Here is a 17,133-nt window from a genome sequence, read left to right as displayed (position 1 = left end):
GCGCCCATTTCCGCCGCCATGCACCGTACTTGGATGAAATCCATCACCCGGCTAGTCGACGCCCTGACCACGCCGGGCTTTGGCCGCCAGTCATGGCCGCCCAAACCGGTTAAGCCGCTCAAGCCAACCGCACGCCGCGATAGCCCACGCCGCGTACGCCCAACGCCCACCCAGGGTACCTTCGTGCGCGAACAGTTCATCTACGAACCCGAGTCGCCCGCCGTGGTGGCGCGCCGCCCTGAATACTGGCTCTACACGCCGCCCACACGCGGCAGCAAACCTCCTGCACTGATGGTGATGCTGCATGGCTGCAAGCAATCGGCAGAAGTGCTCGCGCATGGCACGCGCATGAACGCACTGGCAGACCGCGAGGGCTTTATCGTGCTGTATCCGGAGCAGCCGCGCCGCGCGCATCCGCAATGCTGCTGGCACTGGTATGACCCGGAGCACGCCGGCGCGCGCGAGGCCGACGGCATTGCTCAACTGATCGAACAAACCCTGGCACAAACCGGCGCAGACCCCTCGCGCGTGTACCTGGCAGGCTTGTCAGCCGGCGCGGGATTGGCCGGCCTGATGGCATTGCGCCATCCAAGGCTGTTCGCCGCGCTGGCGCTGCATTCGGGGCCAGCCCTGGGTGTCGCACGCTCGCCAGCGTCTGCATTGAACCTGATGCGTCGCGGGGCACGCGTCGACGCCGTCGATGCGCTCTCAAGCGTGGTGAACGTGGCCTCCTACCCCGGCATGCCGACGATGCTTCTGCACGGCCTGCGCGATGAGGCCGTCAACCCGGCCAACCAGGCGCAGTTGGCCGCGCAATTCCGCGCACTGAACCATCTGGGCGAGGGGGCCAACGTCTTACGCGAAACCACGCGAGGCGAGGGTTATGTCCTGCGCAACGACATACGCGACGGCGAATGCGTCGTCAGCCTGTGTCAACTCACTACCATGGGCCACGCCTGGAGCGGCGGCGACCCGCGCTACGCATTCCACGCGCCGGGTCCCGACTCGACGTGGCTGTGGTGGCAATTCGCGCGCCGGCACGTTCGCGACACAGCGCTGGCGGCGTAACCCACGTCAGAGATCGATCGACTGCTGGACGGGGTTCCGTCCCAGCAATTCATCGATCAAGCCATAGCCGCGCGCGAGCCCGGCATCTTCGGCGGCTTCCCGCGTGGGCAGCGGGCGATCGTCATGCGAATGGGCGACAAGCGTTTCGACGGCCGTCGGGTCCGCGCCAGACTCGCAGATGCGCACGACAAAATCCCACTGCGTCGATCCCTGCCCACCCTTGTCCGATTTGCGCTCAGCACGGGGAATGGCCAGTACGTAGACATCGAAGTCCTTGTACAGCTCGGTGCGCCAGTTCGATTCCATTGTCATGTTGCCTCCCGGAAAGCGCCGCGGCCTCTTATCCGGCGGCTGCGCCGTCGACAGACCTGCCCGCAAAAAACAGGCCGGTACATGACCGGCCCGTCGTTACATCATCAGCATTCGCCCTTGCGCGCGTGGCCCGGGGGGCAGTGGTAACGGTCGTCGCGATCGCGGCGACCGTGATCCCAGTCGCGATCGCGGCCACGCCAGCGGCCGTCGTCGCCGCGATCCCAACCACCGTCACGCATTTGCCAACCGTGCGGACCCTGCTCCCAACGCGGCTCGCGCCAGTGGTAACCCGGCCGGCCATGTTCGCGATAGCCGCGACGCCATACATAGCGGCCATCGCGCCATTGCCAGTAACCCGGCACCCATACGTAGCCCGGCTGCAAGACCGGCACAGGCTCGTACTGAGGCGCCGGTGGCGCGTAGGTCGGGCCGATCTGCACACCGATCGACACTTGTGCCTGTGCAGGCAAAGCGATCGAACCGGCAGCCCCAGCGGCCGCCAGGCATGCAGCGAGAATCCATGCGTTCTTCTTCATGTGAGGACCTCCTTCTCAAACCAATCGAACTTGAATGGATCGTAGCATTGGGTTCCGCCGTCGCCTCTAGGGTGTTACGCGGCGTTACCTCCGTTACCGGAGGGCGGAAATGTGTTCACGTTTGCGTGACGTTGCGGTCGTTCCTCGCCCAGCCACGCGCAAAACGCCTGCACCACTTCGTCACCAAGATTGCGCGCAGGGCTGTACCAGTAGTAACTGCGTGCGACCAGCGCGAGATTCGGGAACGGCGCCACAAGACGCCCCTCCTCCAGATCATCCGTGATGAGTGCAGATGGACCCATCGCGACACCCAACCCATCGATCGCGGCTTGAATCGACAGATAGAAATGCTCAAACGTAAGCGCATGTGCGGGCCGCAGATTTGGCACGCCTGCCAGCACCAGCCAGCTTGACCACACCGAGGGCAGCGTATCCGAATGCAGCAGCGTGTGATGCCGCAAGTCGGACGGCGTCGATAGCGGTAAGCGCTCCAGCAATACCGGGCTGCACACCGGAAAGCGACTCTCGTCCAGAAAGCGTTCCGACTGAAAGCCCGCATGAACCTCCGGCCCGCCGCGAATGATCACGTCGAAATGATCGGGTAAGTCTTCGATCTCTTCGATGGACGTGGTCAGCCGAACCTCCACGCGCGGAAAGCGCATCTGAAACGTCGAGAGCCGTGGAATCAGCCAGCGCATCGTGAACGTCGGGATGCTGTTCACGCGCAGGATGCGCACAGCGTCGCGGTCGCGCAGTGCCTGGCTGGCCGTGCTGATGCGGTCAAGTGCTACGCCAATCTCTGCCAGGTAACGTTGCCCTGCATCGGTCAGATCCACCCGCCGATTCAGCCTGCGAAACAGCGACACACCCAGCCACGCCTCCAGTGCCTGAACCTGGCGACTGACCGCGCCATGCGTGACGTTCAGTTCCTCGCCCGCACGCGTAAAACTCAGATGGCGCGCCGCCGATTCGAAGGCGCGCACGGCATTCAGAGGTGGCAGTTTTCGCATATCGCGTGAGTTTTTTGCACAGATCGAGTCAGTATATATCGATTGTTGAGCACACTTTGCGGCGCTACGCTGGCACCTTCTTGCTCTCGCTGACACAGCATCGAGTGAGAAAAATCGACCCGACTCTCACTTCACGCACATCGTCACCGTGACCCCCGCCGTTATCGCCTTGGTTCTCTGCGCCGCCCTGCTCCATGCCTCATGGAATGCGTTGCTGAAAAGCGGCTCTGACCGCCTGCGCGCCATCACGTTGATGACGCTGGCCTCAGGCGCGGCAGCAATACCGATGGCGATTGCGTTGCCGTTGCCCGCGCCGGCCGCTTGGCCGTATGTGGCGCTGTCCGCGGTACTGCACGTCGGCTACAACGTGTTCCTCGCGCGCGCGTATCGGTTTGGCGAGTTCGGGCAGGTGTATCCGATTGCGCGCGGATCATCGCCGCTGCTGGTAACGATGGGCGCCGCGCTGTTTGCGGGCGAAATGCCGGGTGTGATTGCGCTGGCGGGCGTGGTGCTGGTGAGCGGCGGCATTCTCAGTTTGGCGCGGGGCCGGAAGGCCGACCTTGGCTCGACCCTGGCGGCGCTCAGCACGGGCGTATTCATCGCGTGCTACACGGTGTGCGACGGCATCGGCGCACGGGCAGCCGGCAATGCGAATGCGTACTCGGCATGGTTGTTCATGCTCGACGGACTGCCGATGGTGCTGCTCTATCGCGTGTGGAAGGGCCCATTGAACATCGGCCTGCGCGACGCCAACACGCTCAAGACGTTTGGTGGCGGCGTGGTCTCGCTCATCGCCTACGGCATCGTCATCTGGGCTGTGACGCTCGCGCCGATGGGGCCCGTGTCCGCCTTGCGCGAAACGTCGGTGGTATTTGCCGCGTTGCTCGGTCGACTGTTCCTGAAGGAGTCACTCACAGCACGGCGCCTGTCGGCGTGCTCGGTGATCGCCTTCGGTGCTTACTGCCTGGGGCACCCGGCCTGAGTCCACACTCAAGCTGCGCGCGGCGGATATTTGACTTCGAGGATGTCGATCTGCTCGACGCCCGTCGGCGTGCGCAGCGGCACAGTGTCCCCCTCGCGCGCCTTGATGAGCGCACGCGCAATCGGCGAAATCCAGCTCACGTGCCCAATATCCAGATCGACCTCGTCCATGCCGACGATGGTGACGGTGGTCTCATCACCACGCTGGTTGACGTAGGTGACCGTCGCACCAAAGAAGATCTGATCGTTGTTACCTTGCAAGCTGGCGTCGACAACCTCGGCCTTCTCGATACGGCGCGTGAGAAAGCGGATACGACGATCAATCTCGCGCAGGCGTTTCTTACCGTAAAGGTAGTCGCCATTCTCAGAGCGATCGCCATTGGATGCGGCCCACGACACGATGCCGACCACTTCAGGTCGCTCCGTGTCGATCAGGTGCATCAGCTCAGTACGCAGGCGCTCGTAGCCCGCTGGCGTGATGTAGTTCTTGGAACCCGGCGGCAAGGGCGCAGCGCCTTCGGGCAGATCGTCTTCGTCATCGCCGGAATCTTCCCGGACGAAAGCCTTGTTCATGATGGAAGCCACGGTGGATCAAGGCTCTATTATAGAAAGTTGGCCCTCTCGAAGAAAAAGTGAAGAAGGGGGTTCACAAGACGGAAAATCTCTGTATAATCTCATTTCTCGGTTGCGGCTGTAGCTCAGTTGGATAGAGTACTTGGCTACGAACCAAGGGGTCGTGGGTTCGAATCCTGCCAGCCGCGCCAACCTAATACGAGAACGAAAAGGGCTTCCAGAAATGGAAGCCCTTTTCTTTTGTCCGTGCCGAACTCGCATGCAGCGCTGCGTCAAAGCGCTCTAGTGTGTGCGCGGCAAGCGGACCACAAACAAAAAAGCGAAGCCCTCTGGCCTCGCCTTTTTGTTTTTGCGTGGAGCATCAATCTCCGCCGCGATCTCGCGCAATGCGAATCACATCCGGGTTGCGCCGCAGCGCGCGCATCACATCGGCCAAGTGCACGCGGTCGTGCACTTGAATCAGGAACGTCATATACGTCGCTTCCTGATCGCCCTCCTGCTCCATCGATACGTGGGCCACGTTGGCGTCAGCCGAAGTCAAATCCGCTGCCACGCGCGCAAGAATGCCCTTCGTATTGCGCACCAGCACCTTGATCGACACGTCGAACGCACGCGTCGTATGTTCAGCCCACATGACGTCAATCCAGTGCTCCGGATCCTTGCCATGCAGGCGCTTGGCCACGCGGCATTCCTGCACGTGGATCTGCAAGCCTTCGCCCTTGCCGATATAGCCGACGATCGGGTCACCGGGGATCGGGCGGCAGCACGACGAGAACACCATCGCCATGCCTTCGTCGCCGCTGACAGTGACGGCGGGGGCTTCTTCGCCAGCAAAGGTGTGTACGGCCGCCATCAACGCCTCGTCGCCGTCGTGGCCACCTTCCTGCAGAAGGATTTCGAGGCGGCGCGCAACCACGGCGGCCACTCGCCGGCCGAGTGCGAGATCCGCGAAGACGTCTTCACGCGCCTTGTTGCCTGTCCATTGCACGATGCGTTCCCACACCTGGGCAGACACGGCCTTCATGTCGATGCCGATCTGACGCAGCGCCTGTTCGAGCAAGCGCTCGCCAAGTTGAATCGCCTCGTCAAGCTTGGCCGTCTTCAGAAAATGTCGGATTGCCGCACGCGCCTTGCCGGTGCGTACGAATGTGAGCCACGCCGGGTTCGGCTTCGAGTACGGCGCCGTCACCACCTCGACGATGTCGCCGTTCTTCAGCTCCGTGCGCAGCGGCAGCAGCTCATTGTTGATCTTGACCGCCACGCACTGGTTGCCCAGGTCACTGTGCACCGCGTAGGCAAAGTCCAGCGCCGTGGCGCCGCGCGGCAGCGCACGGATCTCGCCCTTGGGCGTGAACACGTAGACGGCATCCGGAAACAGGTCGATCTTGACGTGCTCCAAAAACTCCTGCGAATCCCCCGTCTGGCTTTGAATGTCGAGCAGCGATTGCAGCCACTGATGCGCTTGTTGCTGCGCCCGATCGGGCTCGTCGTGGTGCTGCTTGTACATCCAGTGCGCGGCCACGCCGGCTTCCGCAATCTGATTCATCTCGCGCGTGCGGATCTGGAACTCGACCGGCGTGCCGAACGGGCCCACCAGCGTCGTATGCAGCGACTGATAACCGTTGATCTTGGGGATGGCGATGTAATCCTTGAACTTGCCGGGCATCGGCTTGTACAGGCTGTGCAGCGCACCCATCGTCATGTAGCACTGCATCTGCGTGTCGACCACCACGCGGAAGCCATACACATCCAGCACCTGCGAGAACGACAACTGCTTGTCGTGCATCTTGCGGTAAATGCTGTACAGCGTTTTTTCACGCCCGGTCATTTCGGCCGGGATGCCCGCGTCGGTCAGCGCACGCTGGGCCGTTTCAAGAATGCGGCTCACAACCTCGCGTCGATTGCCGCGCGCGGCCTTCACCGCCTTCTCGAGCGTGGCATACCGGAACGGCGAACCGATACGGAAGCTCAATTCCTGCAGCTCCCGGTATGTCGTATTCAGGCCAAGGCGGTGCGCGATCGGCGCGTAAATCTCCATCGTCTCACCGGCAATGCGGCGCCGCTTTTCCGGCGGCACGTGGTCGAGCGTGCGCATGTTGTGCGTGCGGTCGGCGAGCTTGACGAGAATCACGCGCACATCGCGCGCCATCGCGAGCAGCATCTTGCGGAAGCTCTCGGCTTGCGCCTGCTCGCGGCTCTGGAATTCGAGCTTGTCCAACTTGGTCAGGCCGTCGACCAGCTCCGCGACCTTGGGGCCGAACTTCTCGGCCAGCTCGCTCTTGGTCACGCCCTGGTCTTCGATCACGTCATGCAGCAGCGCCGCCATGATCGACTGCACATCCAGCTTCCAGCCTGCGCAGATCTCTGCCACGGCCACGGGATGCGTGATGTACGGCTCGCCGCTCTGGCGGTATTGCCCGAGGTGCGCCTCATCGGAGAAGTGGAACGCTTCCTTCACCAGCTTGAGATCAGCCGGCTTCAGATACGAGAGCTTTTCGGTCAGCCCCGAAATGGAAACGACCTGCTGGCGAGGCGGTGCCGCAGGCTGCGAGGTCGGACCAAACAGATGCCGATAGGTCTGCTCCAACACCGCATCGATAAAGAGCGTGTCGGCACCCTCGGGCGTCGCTGCCTGCTCGGGCGCGTCGGCGCTTGCGCCCTTGTGCGATTTTGGCGGCAGGGCTGCCCGCTCCCCTACCAGGTCGGCACCACGCGGATCAGGCAAGTTCGGCGCGCCCGTACGAGGCGACGCAGGGCCGGAGCCGGAAGCGGAGGACGGCATGGAAACGATGGAAACGGTGGAAGACCCGGAAGGAACCGTGGAGACGCCCGGCGCAGAACCGGACGACCTCGCGGACGATTCCACCGACGGCACGTTGTGTTCGTGCGTGGCGGAATGTTTGGTCCTGGGCGAAGAAGCGGGCGAGGTAGGCATGCCGGGGTCTAGTGCGTTCGCGGCTTTCACATCCATGAAAGATCGCCAGAACGATCAATGACCGAGGCAGCGTACCACGCCAAGTAATGCCAGGTAACGCGCCTCAGCTCAGGACGGAACCTTCTTGAGCATCTCGATACCAACTTGGCCCGATGCGATTTCGCGCAATGCGGTCACGGTCGGCTTGTCCTTGGCATCGACCTTGGGCGTGTGGCCCTGCACCAACTGACGGGCGCGGTACGTTGCGGCCAATGCCAGTTCGAAGCGATTCGGAATCTGTTTCAAGCAATCTTCGACGGTAATACGCGCCATGAAAACTCCACCTGGTGGCAAATCTTGTTGATCTCGATATTTTAGCAGCAGCGCAGCACTCACTTCGGACAACACTGGAGCGCAGGCGCTACCACACTTTCGCAATCGCGCTGAAAAACGCGAATGCGCTGCTTGCTCAATGAATGCCCAGCTCGACGAACAGCTCGCCGTGGCGCGCCTTTTGAGCACCGAAGCGCAGACGCGTGGCCTGCACCACGGTGCGCAGCTCGGCCAATGCGGTATCGAACACTTCGTTGATGATCACGTAGTCGGCTTCGGGTGCGTGCGCCATCTCGGAGCCGGCCGCAAGGAGGCGGCGCACGATCACGTTGGGCTCGTCCTGGCCGCGTTTCTTCAGACGCTCCTCCAGCGCCGTGAGCGATGGCGGCAGGATGAAGATTTCGACAGCATTGGAAAAACGCTGGTGCACCTGTTGAGCGCCCTGCCAGTCGATCTCGAGCAGTACGTCGGTGCCGGCACGCATCTGCTCTTCGATCCACACGCGTGAAGTGGCGTAGTAATTGCCGTGCACTTCGGCCCATTCGAGAAACTCGCCGCGATCACGGCAAGCCTTGAACTCCTCGACGGTCATGAAGTTGTATTCACGGCCGTGCTGCTCGCCCGGACGCGGCTTGCGCGTGGTGGCGGAGACTGACAGGCGGATCGAAGAATCCTGCGCCAGCAGCGCATTCACCAGCGTCGACTTACCGGCGCCGGACGGTGCCACGACCATGAACAGGCTGCCCGGAAAATGATTCTCGATGGGCGTATCGACGGCAGAGTGCGCTTGAGAGGATGGCATGTTCTAGTTCTATCGTTTCGAGTTATTCGAGGTTCTGGACCTGCTCGCGCATCTGCTCGATGAGCAGCTTGAGTTCCATCGATGCGTCGGCCAGCTCCTTGGCGGCGGCCTTCGAGCCGAGCGTATTCGCCTCGCGGTTCAGCTCTTGCATCATGAAGTCCAGGCGCTTGCCGATCTGGCCGCCCTTTTCCAGAATGTGGCGCGTCTCGCGCAGATGCGCCTGGAGGCGCGAGAGCTCTTCGGCGATGTCGATGCGGATGCCATAAACGGTGGCTTCCTGGCGAATGCGCTCGGACAGTTCGTCGCGCGTCAGTGCCGGCGTGCCTTCCGGCGCAGCCAGGCCAAACGCCTCGCGCAGGCGCTCGGTCAGCTTGTCCTGATGCTGCTGGATCAGGACCGGCACCATCGGCGTGAGTTTGTCGACGATGGCGAGCATTGCGTCAGCGCGGTCTAGCAGCACGGCCTTGAGCGCATCGCCTTCGCGGCGGCGCGATTCCAGAAGTTGCCTGAGCGCCTCTTTGGCAGCCTCGATTACGGCATCGCGCAGCGCGTCCTGTGTCAGTTGTGGCTCGGCCAGGACGCCGGGCCAGCGCAGGATTTCGCCCATGCGCAGCGAACCCGATGCCGGCAGGTGGCGCGTGACCGCCTGCTCCAGCTTGGCGAGTTGTTGCAGCAGGTCCACATTGAGCGCCGCGACATCGCTGGCGGCTTCCTGTCGCTGGAGGTTAATCCGGCACTCCAGCTTGCCGCGCGACAGTGCGCTCATCAGCATTTCGCGCAGGGCCGGCTCGAAGGCGCGGCACTCTTCCGGCGCCCGGAACAGCAGATCGAGAAAGCGCGAGTTGACGGTGCGGAATTCGACCGAGACGGTGGCGACGCTCCCGCTGGGTGCGCCATGGGCATCGGTAAAGGCTGCCTGGCGTGTCGCAACGCCGTAGCCGGTCATGCTGTAGATCATGGAATCGTGGTGTGTTGTTCTTGGTCGAATCAGGAAATCCGGCGGCGGTTATTTAACGCCCGGAATTGGCGGGGAATCCCCCACCTTTTGTCGCTTTACAACGTGTGGACTGGTCAGGGAGAATCCGACAGCCATTTCGCCACACAAACCCATGACAGAGTCAAAAGGCTCAGGACAGCCACGCAGTGCCCCGTTGCCGGTCGGCACCTTGCTGTCCAATTATCGTATTGTAAAGAAGTTGGCCAGCGGGGGGTTCAGCTTCGTCTATCTTGCGACCGACGAACATGGGACGCCGGTGGCCGTGAAGGAATATCTGCCATCTTCGCTGGCGCGTCGTGCGCCGGGCGAATTGATTCCTGTCGTGCCCGAAGAAAGCGCGAGTGCATTCCGGCTCGGGCTCAAATACTTCTTTGAAGAAGGCCGGTCGCTGGCCAAGATTTCCCACCCTGCCATCGTGCGCGTGCTCAATTTCTTCCGGGAAAATGGCACCGTCTACATGGTGATGACGTATGAGCAGGGAAAAACGCTGCAGGAGCACATCCTCACCGCGCGTCAGCAAGGCAAGCTGAAGATGCTGCGTGAACGCTTCATTCGCCAGGTCTTCCATGACCTGATGAGCGGGCTGCGCGAGGTCCACATCCACAAGCTGCTACACCTCGACATCAAGCCCGGCAACATCTACCTGCGCGAAGACTTTTCGCCGATCCTGCTCGACTTTGGCGCCGCACGGCAGACACTCACCGCCGAGGCCTCGCGCTTCCAGCCGATGTACACGCCGGGCTTTGCCGCGCCAGAGCTGTACCGCAAGCACAACGAGCTGGGCCCGTGGACGGACATCTACAGCATCGGCGCCACCATCTATGCCTGCATGGCCGGCACGCCGCCCCAGGAAGCCACGCAGCGCGAGAAAGACGACAAGCTGGAAGAAGGCCTGGAGCGCCTGCGCAAGGTCTATACGGCCAGCCTGATCGATCTAGTTGGCTGGTGCCTGAAGATGAAGCCGGAAGAGCGCCCCCAGAGCGTGTTCCGCCTGCAAAAAGTGCTGCGTGAAGAAAGCAACGCGCTGACCGAGCTGCAGGCGCTGACCGCCATCACCCAGGGTGGCCCGGTGCCTGAAGAAAAAGAGGCGTTGACGACACGTTTCATGAGCCGCCTGTTGCGCCGCCGGGACAGTTGACAGCCAAGTCGCCGCCGATAGGCGGAGTATGATTTCAAAACGGTGCAACACTAGGCAGGACTTGCCGCTGCACCGCATCTCCACATCGAATACTCATCTAGCCGCAATGCGATTCTCGGTTTATCAAGAAAGCAAAAAAGGCGCGCGACGCGTCAACCAGGACCGCATGGGCTACTGCTTCACGCGCGATGCCATGCTGATGGTGCTGTGCGACGGCCTGGGCGGGCATTCCCTGGGCGAAGTTGCCGCCCAACAAGCGCTGCAGACCATGGCGCGCCAGTTCCAGCGCCACGCACGTCCGTCGATTCGCAATCCGCGTGATTTCCTGCACGAGAGCATCATGCTCGCGCACCGCGACATTCACCGCTATGCAGAGACGAACGGCCTGCCCGATGCGCCGCGCACGACCATCGTCTGCGCGCTGGCCCAGCGTGGCTCGCTGCACTGGGCGCACGCCGGCGATTCGCGCATGTACCTCATGCGCAAGGGCGAACTGGTGACGCGCACGCGCGATCACTCCAAGATCGAGAACCTGCTGCAACAAGACCGGGTGCTGCCGATGCAGGTCGCGCACCACCCGGAGCGCAACAAGATCTACAACTGCCTGGGCTCGCCCAATCTGCCCCTGATCGACATCGGCGGGCCGGTCAACCTGGAGCCGGGCGACGTTGCCATGCTGTGCTCCGACGGCCTGTGGGGCAGTGTGCAGGAAGACGAACTGGTCGACACCTGCACCAGCTTCTCGGTCACGCAGGCGATTCCTGAACTGATTGCCCGCGCGCTGCGCAATGCCGGCGACACCGCCGACAACACCACCGCCATCTCCATGATGTGGGAGCTGGACGCGGTGACCACCACGCAGGATTCGGTGCAGACTGACACCCTCCCCCTGAACGCCTTCACCACGTCCATCCTGGACGCGCCGCAAAGCGAATCAGGGCTGATGTCGGAAGAGGAAATCGAGCGCTCCATCGCGGAAATCCGCGCCGCCATCGACAAGACCAGCAATCTGACGCGCTAAACGCCGTCACACCGTCTCCATCCGGCCCGCCCTGCCGAGCGCAGCGCGGGCCGGTATCATGTCGGGCTATCCGTTTTCTTCAGCGAGACCCCACATGCGACCCAGCGGCCGCCAGCCCGATCAACTCCGTCACGTCACCCTCACCCGCAACTTCACCCGCCACGCCGAAGGCTCGGTGCTGGTGTGCTTTGGCGACACGCAAGTGCTCTGCACGGCCAGCGTGCTGCCCAAAGTGCCGCCTCACAAGAAAGGCAGCGGCGAGGGCTGGGTGACGGCCGAATACGGCATGCTGCCGCGCTCGACGCACACGCGCTCCGACCGCGAGGCCGCACGCGGCAAGCAGACCGGCCGCACGCAGGAGATCCAGCGCCTGATCGGCCGTGCAATGCGCACGGTGTTCGATCTGCGCGCGCTGGGCGAGCACACGCTGCACCTCGACTGCGACGTGCTGCAAGCCGATGGCGGCACGCGCACGGCCAGCATTACCGGCGCGTTCGTCGCGGCATATGACGCTGTCTCGGTCATGCGTGAAAAGGGCCAGCTGGTGGGCAACCCGGTCCGCGACTTCGTGGCCGCCGTATCGGTGGGCGTGGTGGATGGCGTACCGGTGCTCGACCTGGACTACCCCGAAGACTCCGCCTGCGATACCGATATGAACGTCGTCATGACCGGCAGCGGCGGCTTCGTGGAAGTGCAAGGCACTGCGGAAGGCACACCATTCTCGCGCGCCGAAATGGATGCACTGCTGAACCTGGCAGACCAAGGCATCCGCACGCTAATCGGCCTGCAGAAACAAGCGCTGGGCCTGTGATCGTCACTGCCATGCGCAAGATCGTTCTCGCCTCAAACAACGCCGGTAAGCTGGCCGAGTTCAACGCGCTGCTGGGCACCCTCGGGTTTGACGTGACGCCGCAAGGCGCGCTCGGCATTCCCGAGGCGGAAGAGCCTTATGCGACGTTCGTTGAAAACGCGCTCACCAAGGCGCGCCATGCGAGCCGCGAGTCCGGCCTCCCTGCCCTGGCAGACGACTCCGGCATCTGCGTGCATGCGCTGGGCGGCGCGCCGGGCGTGTATTCCGCGCGCTATGCGCAATTGGTGGGTGGGCCGAAATCGGATGCCGCCAACAACGCCCGCCTCGTCCGCGAACTGGCCGGCAAGGCCGACCGCGGCGCGCATTATGTTTGCGTTCTCGTCTACGTGCGCCATGCCGATGACCCACAGCCGATCATTGCCGAAGGCAACTGGTTTGGCGAGGTAATCGACACACCGCGCGGCGACGGCGGCTTCGGTTACGACCCACACTTCCTGCTACCCGATCTCGGCAAGACCGCCGCCGAGCTGACCAAGGCTGAGAAGAACAGCGTGAGCCATCGTGCGCAAGCCCTCGCGCAGCTCGTCGAACGGCTGCGCACCTTTGAGAAAGCCTGAAGTTCCGATGATCCCGATTCACCCCGCCGGCGCAGCCAAGACGCCTTCCGCGACCCCCGCTGAGACCGGTGACAAGGTCACCTCCGTCTTCCTGCAGCCGGGCAAGATCAGCCTGCCCGCTTCGCCGCCGCTGTCCTTGTACGTGCACGTGCCGTGGTGCGTGCGCAAGTGCCCGTACTGCGATTTCAACTCGCATGCGGAGCCGGAACGGGGCATCCCGGAAGAGCGCTTTCTCGCTGCCGTGCGGCAAGATTTGGAAGCTGCGCTGCCGATGGTGTGGGGCCGGCATGTGCATACGATCTTCATCGGGGGCGGCACGCCCAGTTTGTTATCGGCGCAAGGGCTGGACCGCCTGCTGTCGGACATCCGCATGCTGCTGCCGGTCGACGCCGATGCCGAGATCACGATGGAAGCCAACCCGGGCACGTTTGAGGCAGAACGCTTCCGCAGCTACCGCGCCAGCGGCGTGAACCGCCTGTCGATCGGCATCCAGAGCTTCAACGACGCGCACCTGCAGGCGCTTGGCCGCATCCACAGTGCCGCCGAAGCGCGCGCCGCGATCGACATCGCCCGCGCGCATTTCGACAACATCAACCTCGACCTGATGTTCGCCCTGCCGGGCCAGACACTCGCCGAATGCGAGGCTGATGTGGAGGCCGCGTTGTCGTTCGATACGAACCATGTGTCGCTGTACCACCTGACACTGGAGCCGAACACGTACTTCGCCAAATACCCGCCCGCGCTGCCGGATGACGACACGGCGTTTGCAATGCAGGACTGGATTCACGCACGGCTGGCGGCAGCAGGCTATGAGCACTACGAGGTATCGGCGTATGCCAAGGCGGGCAAGCGCTGCAAGCACAACCTGAACTACTGGCAATTCGGTGATTACCTCGGCATCGGGCCAGGCGCGCACGGCAAGCTGAGCTTTCCGCACCGGGTCATCCGCGAGATGCGGCACAAGCATCCCGACACGTATCTGCGTCAGGCTGAGACGGCCGGCGGTGCGGCGGTCATGCAGGAGCAGCGCGAAGTCGACGTCGCCGACCTGCCGTTTGAGTTCATGCTGAACGCGCTGCGCCTGACGGACGGTTTCCCGGTCACGCTGTTCCAGGAGCGCACCGGCCTGCCGCTGCGCTCCATTGAGCGTGAACTCGACGCCGCCGAGCAGCGCGGCCTGCTGACGCGCGACCATGTCGCCATCCGGCCCACCGAGCTGGGTCAGCGATTCCTCAACGATTTGCAGGAATTGTTCTTGGCCGACGACGAAAACTGACGGTAACCGGTGCCAAGTTGCGCCAGGTACCGTTACAATGGCGCCCTTGCTCGCAACGAGCAGCGCAGCACGAAGGAAGCGTGGCCGAGTGGTTTAAGGCAGCAGTCTTGAAAACTGCCGATGGGGTGACCCATCCGTGAGTTCGAATCTCACCGCTTCCGCCAGTCCTTGTTCCAAGGCACTCCCAATTTCTCCCGCACTCCCCCGCCGCGTCGAATAACAACGCCGTTCCGCGAGCATTTCCGCTTTTGCCAGTCCCAGGTCTTCAACAGCGCATGCCGTGTTAGTGCCGCGCCATTGGCCAAAGCGCATCAGGATCTTCTCCAAGCGCCTTTGCAATGGCCAGCCGAACGCGCTTTGCCCCATTGCCCGCGATGGAAGAGGACAGCAATTGCGGAGTGACGTCGTCCAGGCCCAGCTTTTCTGAGAGTTCGCGCAAGGTGGCCTTGCCGAAACGCTCGTTGAGTAGGCGTTTTACGGTGGGTACGGTGCGGGGAAATTCGCGCGGATGGGGCGTGGGGCCTGCTACCGGACTTTTCGTGTTGCCCTCCTTCGGCTCTACCGAGAAATCGGCAGACTGAGGGAGAGGATTCTCGGCCATTGAGCGGCCTAGGTTTGTCAAAGCTTCGGCTGCGTCTCGGCCTGTGCTGGAGCACATCGTGTCCGGTGCGACCAACACCGCGAAATAGCGTCCGCGATCTTGATACAACCTTACCTTGCAAATCAAATCCATATTATTCGGACGCTAAATCGAAACCGGCTTATTGATTATTCTTTTCTCGAATGGAATAACCTGACAGCCTCTGCTGGGCGTCGCTTCCCAAGCCAAGGACGCAAGCGCCGCCCCAGGCCCCCCGGGCTTGGGGTTGGTCGAGCGCATGAAGACTCTTTCCCGTTCTTCAAAAAAGTACGACTCGTTTGTATGTTGTTCCCTCACCGATCTTATTGGTGAGGGCCTGCGCATCAACGCCGAAGCAATGTCGCGGAACGCCGACTCGCAAGGGCCAGGGAGAATCCGCTCACCCCGTGTCTACGAATCGGGTTTGGCCAGAGACGGCCAGACGACTTGCTGTTTTCCCCGTTACTCGCCCCGCGCCAGCCCCATGGGACCGCACAGGTGCTGAACATTCTTATTAGGCATGATGCTGACACCGTATATTGTCGGGAACGATAGCAGACGCTATTCTGACTGGCACCCTGCTAATTAGAGGTATGAACCCGCCAGCAGACACCATTCGTGCAGGCTGCCTTTTAGTGCAGCGGGCTCGGATCAACATATCCGCGGGCGCGGCAAGTTGCTGGCAGCGTTGTCATGATCACAACCGTGTGCAACCGTTCGTCGCAATCTGGGATTGCGACCAAGCATCGGTAATGTGCGTGCGGCGCCTGGCCACCGGGTCTTTTGTATTGCAACTAAACGCGGCAGACCATGGAAGTCCTCAATGATGTGAGCGCGATCGCTCTGGCCAATAGTCTTCCAGATGGCGTCTTTCTGGTCGACGAGCGTGGGCGGATCCGTCACGCCAATGCAGCGTGGGAAGACATTCTCGGTTATCGGCCATCCGAGCTGCTGGGGCAATCCATGCTCGAACTCGTGGCGCCGGACGACCGCGACAGAACGCAAAGGCAAGCGGGTCGCGTTCAGGCAGGTGGAAAGTGCACCGGCTTCGAGAATCGCTATCGGCACCAGCTTGGCAGCGATGTGCATTTGTCATGGTCGGCACAGTGGAGCGTCGAGCACCGATTGCGCATCGGCGTGGCGCGTAATGTCACCGCAACAAGAACGGCGGCCGAGCGCAGTCCCTTGGCGCAGCTGCAGGCGCGCTTGGCGCCTCACGAATCCAGGGTATTGCAGTTGCTGTTGACTGAAGCTGCAGAAAAGCAGATTGCGGAACAGCTCGGTCTTGCCACGTCGACCACGCACTCTTACATCACGAGCGTCTATCGCAAGTTCGGCGTGCGTGGCCGCGCGGGGCTGATGAGCCTGTGGCTCAAAGAGATGCAAAGCCGCTGATATCCGTTCTGCATCACAGCACCGTCGCATCACCATCTGCCACAAATAGCACGCTCCCCCTGCGCTATACTGCCGCCCGTCACGCACACAACGTGACCTCGGATTGGCGTCCGAGAATATCGCAGGCGGGTATGACCGCCGGTTGGCGGTTTTTTTACGCCCGCACATCAAGCGCCTCCTATGGTCGGGCCTTGGTGGGGGAGCGCTCGCGCTCGCCGGTTGCCTGCGATACCGGTACGCCAACTCTACCTTGTGCCCGGCCACCCTGATTGGCGTCAGGGAGCGGGATACCAACCCATCGCAGGAGGCCCCAGCGTGCGCCATGCCATCGCTCGCCCCGAGCAATCGCAATCCCCCTCCCCAGACGGCAGCCGTAAACTCCAGCGCGAGATTGAATCGCTCCAGCAGCAACGCGCCGACCTCGTGCGAGCGCTGGCAGCGGCCGAAGCATCCGTAAGAACATTCCCCATCGGCTCATTGCAACAGGCCAAGGCGCGGGCCCGTGTCACGCGTTTGCAGAGAGAATTGCGACGCTTGAAAGCCGCGCTTGGCACGTCGAAGCGGCATCGGGACGTCGGCGATTTTTTGATCGAGATGTTCCGCGAGCGCGTTTCTTTCAGCGAATGGCAGTGCATCGTGGCCGAGGCGCGACGCCGCCATGATTCAAAGGCGACGGAAGGTCAAATCGGTACGGTCGCTGCGGGGCCGGGCGCACAAAGCTGATATAGTC

Annotated in this window: 19 protein-coding genes and 2 tRNA genes; 12 read left to right on the top strand and 9 right to left on the bottom strand. The window is 62.4% G+C overall.

Features of this window, described 5'->3' with window-relative positions; genetic code table 11:
* Positions 1-33: 33 nt before the first annotated feature.
* Complete coding sequence (locus BM136_RS00830) at positions 34-1,068, top strand: extracellular catalytic domain type 1 short-chain-length polyhydroxyalkanoate depolymerase (RefSeq protein WP_092969462.1); 1,035 nt, start codon at positions 34-36, stop codon at positions 1,066-1,068.
* A 6-nt stretch (positions 1,069-1,074) separates the two neighbouring features.
* Here the strand turns inward: BM136_RS00830 and BM136_RS00825 are convergent, their stop codons facing one another.
* The 3 genes from BM136_RS00825 to gcvA form a co-directional block, all read right to left on the bottom strand.
* On the bottom strand, positions 1,075-1,380 hold the full coding sequence (locus BM136_RS00825) for a hypothetical protein (RefSeq protein ID WP_092969459.1): 306 nt from the start codon (positions 1,378-1,380) through the stop codon (positions 1,075-1,077).
* Positions 1,381-1,484: 104 nt separating this feature from the next.
* Entirely contained in the window at positions 1,485-1,916 is a 432-nt protein-coding gene (locus BM136_RS00820) for a YXWGXW repeat-containing protein (protein ID WP_092969456.1), read from the bottom strand.
* 74 nt (positions 1,917-1,990) lie between these two features.
* Positions 1,991-2,926, bottom strand: coding sequence for a transcriptional regulator GcvA (gene gcvA / locus BM136_RS00815; protein ID WP_092969453.1), 936 nt, complete (start codon positions 2,924-2,926; stop codon positions 1,991-1,993).
* Between the two features lie 148 nt (positions 2,927-3,074).
* Between gcvA and BM136_RS00810 the strand changes: the two genes are divergently transcribed.
* Positions 3,075-3,908 carry a DMT family transporter gene (locus BM136_RS00810; RefSeq protein WP_092969450.1) on the top strand — a complete coding sequence of 278 codons (834 nt, stop codon included), beginning with the start codon at positions 3,075-3,077 and terminating at the stop codon, positions 3,906-3,908.
* A gap of 8 nt (positions 3,909-3,916) precedes the next feature.
* Here BM136_RS00810 and greB read toward each other — a convergent pair whose 3' ends face one another.
* Complete coding sequence (gene greB / locus BM136_RS00805) at positions 3,917-4,480, bottom strand: transcription elongation factor GreB (protein WP_092969447.1); 564 nt, start codon at positions 4,478-4,480, stop codon at positions 3,917-3,919.
* Between the two features lie 114 nt (positions 4,481-4,594).
* On the opposite strand from greB, the gene BM136_RS00800 reads away from it, so the two are divergent.
* Positions 4,595-4,671: transfer RNA gene (locus BM136_RS00800), tRNA-Arg, on the top strand.
* A gap of 170 nt (positions 4,672-4,841) precedes the next feature.
* Here BM136_RS00800 and BM136_RS00795 read toward each other — a convergent pair.
* The gene (locus BM136_RS00795; RefSeq protein ID WP_092969444.1) at positions 4,842-7,262 is read right to left on the bottom strand and encodes a RelA/SpoT family protein; all 2,421 of its coding nucleotides are present in this window, start codon (positions 7,260-7,262) and stop codon (positions 4,842-4,844) included.
* Here BM136_RS00795 and BM136_RS00790 point away from each other — a divergent pair.
* Positions 7,261-7,476, top strand: coding sequence for a hypothetical protein (locus tag BM136_RS00790; RefSeq protein ID WP_175537050.1), 216 nt, complete (start codon positions 7,261-7,263; stop codon positions 7,474-7,476). The genes BM136_RS00795 and BM136_RS00790 overlap by 2 nt on opposite strands.
* 47 nt (positions 7,477-7,523) lie before the next feature.
* On the opposite strand, the gene rpoZ is transcribed toward BM136_RS00790, so the two are convergent.
* From rpoZ to BM136_RS00775, 3 genes are all read right to left on the bottom strand, one after another.
* A complete protein-coding gene (rpoZ, locus tag BM136_RS00785) occupies positions 7,524-7,727 on the bottom strand; it encodes a DNA-directed RNA polymerase subunit omega (RefSeq protein WP_004630929.1) in 204 nt (67 codons plus the stop codon).
* A 136-nt stretch (positions 7,728-7,863) separates the two neighbouring features.
* Positions 7,864-8,529: a guanylate kinase gene (gene gmk, locus BM136_RS00780; RefSeq protein WP_024975230.1), complete on the bottom strand. Its 666-nt coding sequence runs from the start codon at positions 8,527-8,529 to the stop codon at positions 7,864-7,866.
* A gap of 22 nt (positions 8,530-8,551) precedes the next feature.
* Positions 8,552-9,487 (bottom strand): YicC/YloC family endoribonuclease, encoded by a 936-nt coding sequence (locus tag BM136_RS00775; protein ID WP_092969441.1) that lies wholly within the window; start codon positions 9,485-9,487, stop codon positions 8,552-8,554.
* Between the two features lie 151 nt (positions 9,488-9,638).
* On the opposite strand from BM136_RS00775, the gene BM136_RS00770 reads away from it, so the two are divergent.
* From BM136_RS00770 to BM136_RS00745, 6 genes are all read left to right on the top strand, one after another.
* Positions 9,639-10,664, top strand: coding sequence for a serine/threonine-protein kinase (locus BM136_RS00770; protein ID WP_004630936.1), 1,026 nt, complete (start codon positions 9,639-9,641; stop codon positions 10,662-10,664).
* Positions 10,665-10,770: 106 nt separating this feature from the next.
* Entirely contained in the window at positions 10,771-11,685 is a 915-nt protein-coding gene (locus tag BM136_RS00765; RefSeq protein WP_092969438.1) for a PP2C family protein-serine/threonine phosphatase, read from the top strand.
* A gap of 94 nt (positions 11,686-11,779) precedes the next feature.
* Entirely contained in the window at positions 11,780-12,496 is a 717-nt protein-coding gene (gene rph, locus BM136_RS00760; RefSeq protein WP_092969435.1) for a ribonuclease PH, read from the top strand.
* A gap of 11 nt (positions 12,497-12,507) precedes the next feature.
* Complete coding sequence (gene rdgB, locus BM136_RS00755) at positions 12,508-13,113, top strand: RdgB/HAM1 family non-canonical purine NTP pyrophosphatase (protein WP_092970674.1); 606 nt, start codon at positions 12,508-12,510, stop codon at positions 13,111-13,113.
* A gap of 7 nt (positions 13,114-13,120) precedes the next feature.
* Positions 13,121-14,389 (top strand): radical SAM family heme chaperone HemW, encoded by a 1,269-nt coding sequence (hemW, locus tag BM136_RS00750; protein WP_092969432.1) that lies wholly within the window; start codon positions 13,121-13,123, stop codon positions 14,387-14,389.
* 74 nt (positions 14,390-14,463) lie between these two features.
* A tRNA-Ser gene (locus BM136_RS00745) sits at positions 14,464-14,553 on the top strand.
* 119 nt (positions 14,554-14,672) lie between these two features.
* Here BM136_RS00745 and BM136_RS00740 read toward each other — a convergent pair.
* Positions 14,673-14,990 carry a hypothetical protein gene (locus BM136_RS00740; RefSeq protein WP_092969429.1) on the bottom strand — a complete coding sequence of 106 codons (318 nt, stop codon included), beginning with the start codon at positions 14,988-14,990 and terminating at the stop codon, positions 14,673-14,675.
* 828 nt (positions 14,991-15,818) lie between these two features.
* Here BM136_RS00740 and BM136_RS00735 point away from each other — a divergent pair.
* Together BM136_RS00735 and BM136_RS00730 are read left to right on the top strand one after the other, a co-directional pair.
* Positions 15,819-16,403 (top strand): LuxR family transcriptional regulator, encoded by a 585-nt coding sequence (locus BM136_RS00735; protein WP_092969426.1) that lies wholly within the window; start codon positions 15,819-15,821, stop codon positions 16,401-16,403.
* 315 nt (positions 16,404-16,718) lie between these two features.
* Positions 16,719-17,126 carry a hypothetical protein gene (locus tag BM136_RS00730; RefSeq protein WP_092969423.1) on the top strand — a complete coding sequence of 136 codons (408 nt, stop codon included), beginning with the start codon at positions 16,719-16,721 and terminating at the stop codon, positions 17,124-17,126.
* The last annotated feature ends 7 nt before the right edge of the window (positions 17,127-17,133 follow it).

Source organism: Ralstonia sp. NFACC01, assembly GCF_900115545.1.
Taxonomy (GTDB): Bacteria; Pseudomonadota; Gammaproteobacteria; order Burkholderiales; family Burkholderiaceae; genus Ralstonia; species Ralstonia mojiangensis.
This window is presented reverse-complemented; position numbering and strand designations above follow the sequence as displayed.

Coding starts and splice junctions, on each gene's coding strand:
- BM136_RS00830 (WP_092969462.1), top strand. CDS start 34: ATGAAATCCATCACCCGGCTAGTCGACGCCCTGACCACGCCGGGCTTT.
- BM136_RS00825 (WP_092969459.1), bottom strand. CDS start 1,380: ATGACAATGGAATCGAACTGGCGCACCGAGCTGTACAAGGACTTCGAT.
- BM136_RS00820 (WP_092969456.1), bottom strand. CDS start 1,916: ATGAAGAAGAACGCATGGATTCTCGCTGCATGCCTGGCGGCCGCTGGG.
- gcvA (WP_092969453.1), bottom strand. CDS start 2,926: ATGCGAAAACTGCCACCTCTGAATGCCGTGCGCGCCTTCGAATCGGCG.
- greB (WP_092969447.1), bottom strand. CDS start 4,480: ATGAACAAGGCTTTCGTCCGGGAAGATTCCGGCGATGACGAAGACGAT.
- BM136_RS00790 (WP_175537050.1), top strand. CDS start 7,261: ATGGAAACGATGGAAACGGTGGAAGACCCGGAAGGAACCGTGGAGACG.
- BM136_RS00795 (WP_092969444.1), bottom strand. CDS start 7,262: ATGCCGTCCTCCGCTTCCGGCTCCGGCCCTGCGTCGCCTCGTACGGGC.
- rpoZ (WP_004630929.1), bottom strand. CDS start 7,727: ATGGCGCGTATTACCGTCGAAGATTGCTTGAAACAGATTCCGAATCGC.
- gmk (WP_024975230.1), bottom strand. CDS start 8,529: ATGCCATCCTCTCAAGCGCACTCTGCCGTCGATACGCCCATCGAGAAT.
- BM136_RS00775 (WP_092969441.1), bottom strand. CDS start 9,487: ATGATCTACAGCATGACCGGCTACGGCGTTGCGACACGCCAGGCAGCC.
- BM136_RS00770 (WP_004630936.1), top strand. CDS start 9,639: ATGACAGAGTCAAAAGGCTCAGGACAGCCACGCAGTGCCCCGTTGCCG.
- BM136_RS00765 (WP_092969438.1), top strand. CDS start 10,771: ATGCGATTCTCGGTTTATCAAGAAAGCAAAAAAGGCGCGCGACGCGTC.
- rph (WP_092969435.1), top strand. CDS start 11,780: ATGCGACCCAGCGGCCGCCAGCCCGATCAACTCCGTCACGTCACCCTC.
- rdgB (WP_092970674.1), top strand. CDS start 12,508: ATGCGCAAGATCGTTCTCGCCTCAAACAACGCCGGTAAGCTGGCCGAG.
- hemW (WP_092969432.1), top strand. CDS start 13,121: ATGATCCCGATTCACCCCGCCGGCGCAGCCAAGACGCCTTCCGCGACC.
- BM136_RS00740 (WP_092969429.1), bottom strand. CDS start 14,990: ATGGCCGAGAATCCTCTCCCTCAGTCTGCCGATTTCTCGGTAGAGCCG.
- BM136_RS00735 (WP_092969426.1), top strand. CDS start 15,819: ATGGAAGTCCTCAATGATGTGAGCGCGATCGCTCTGGCCAATAGTCTT.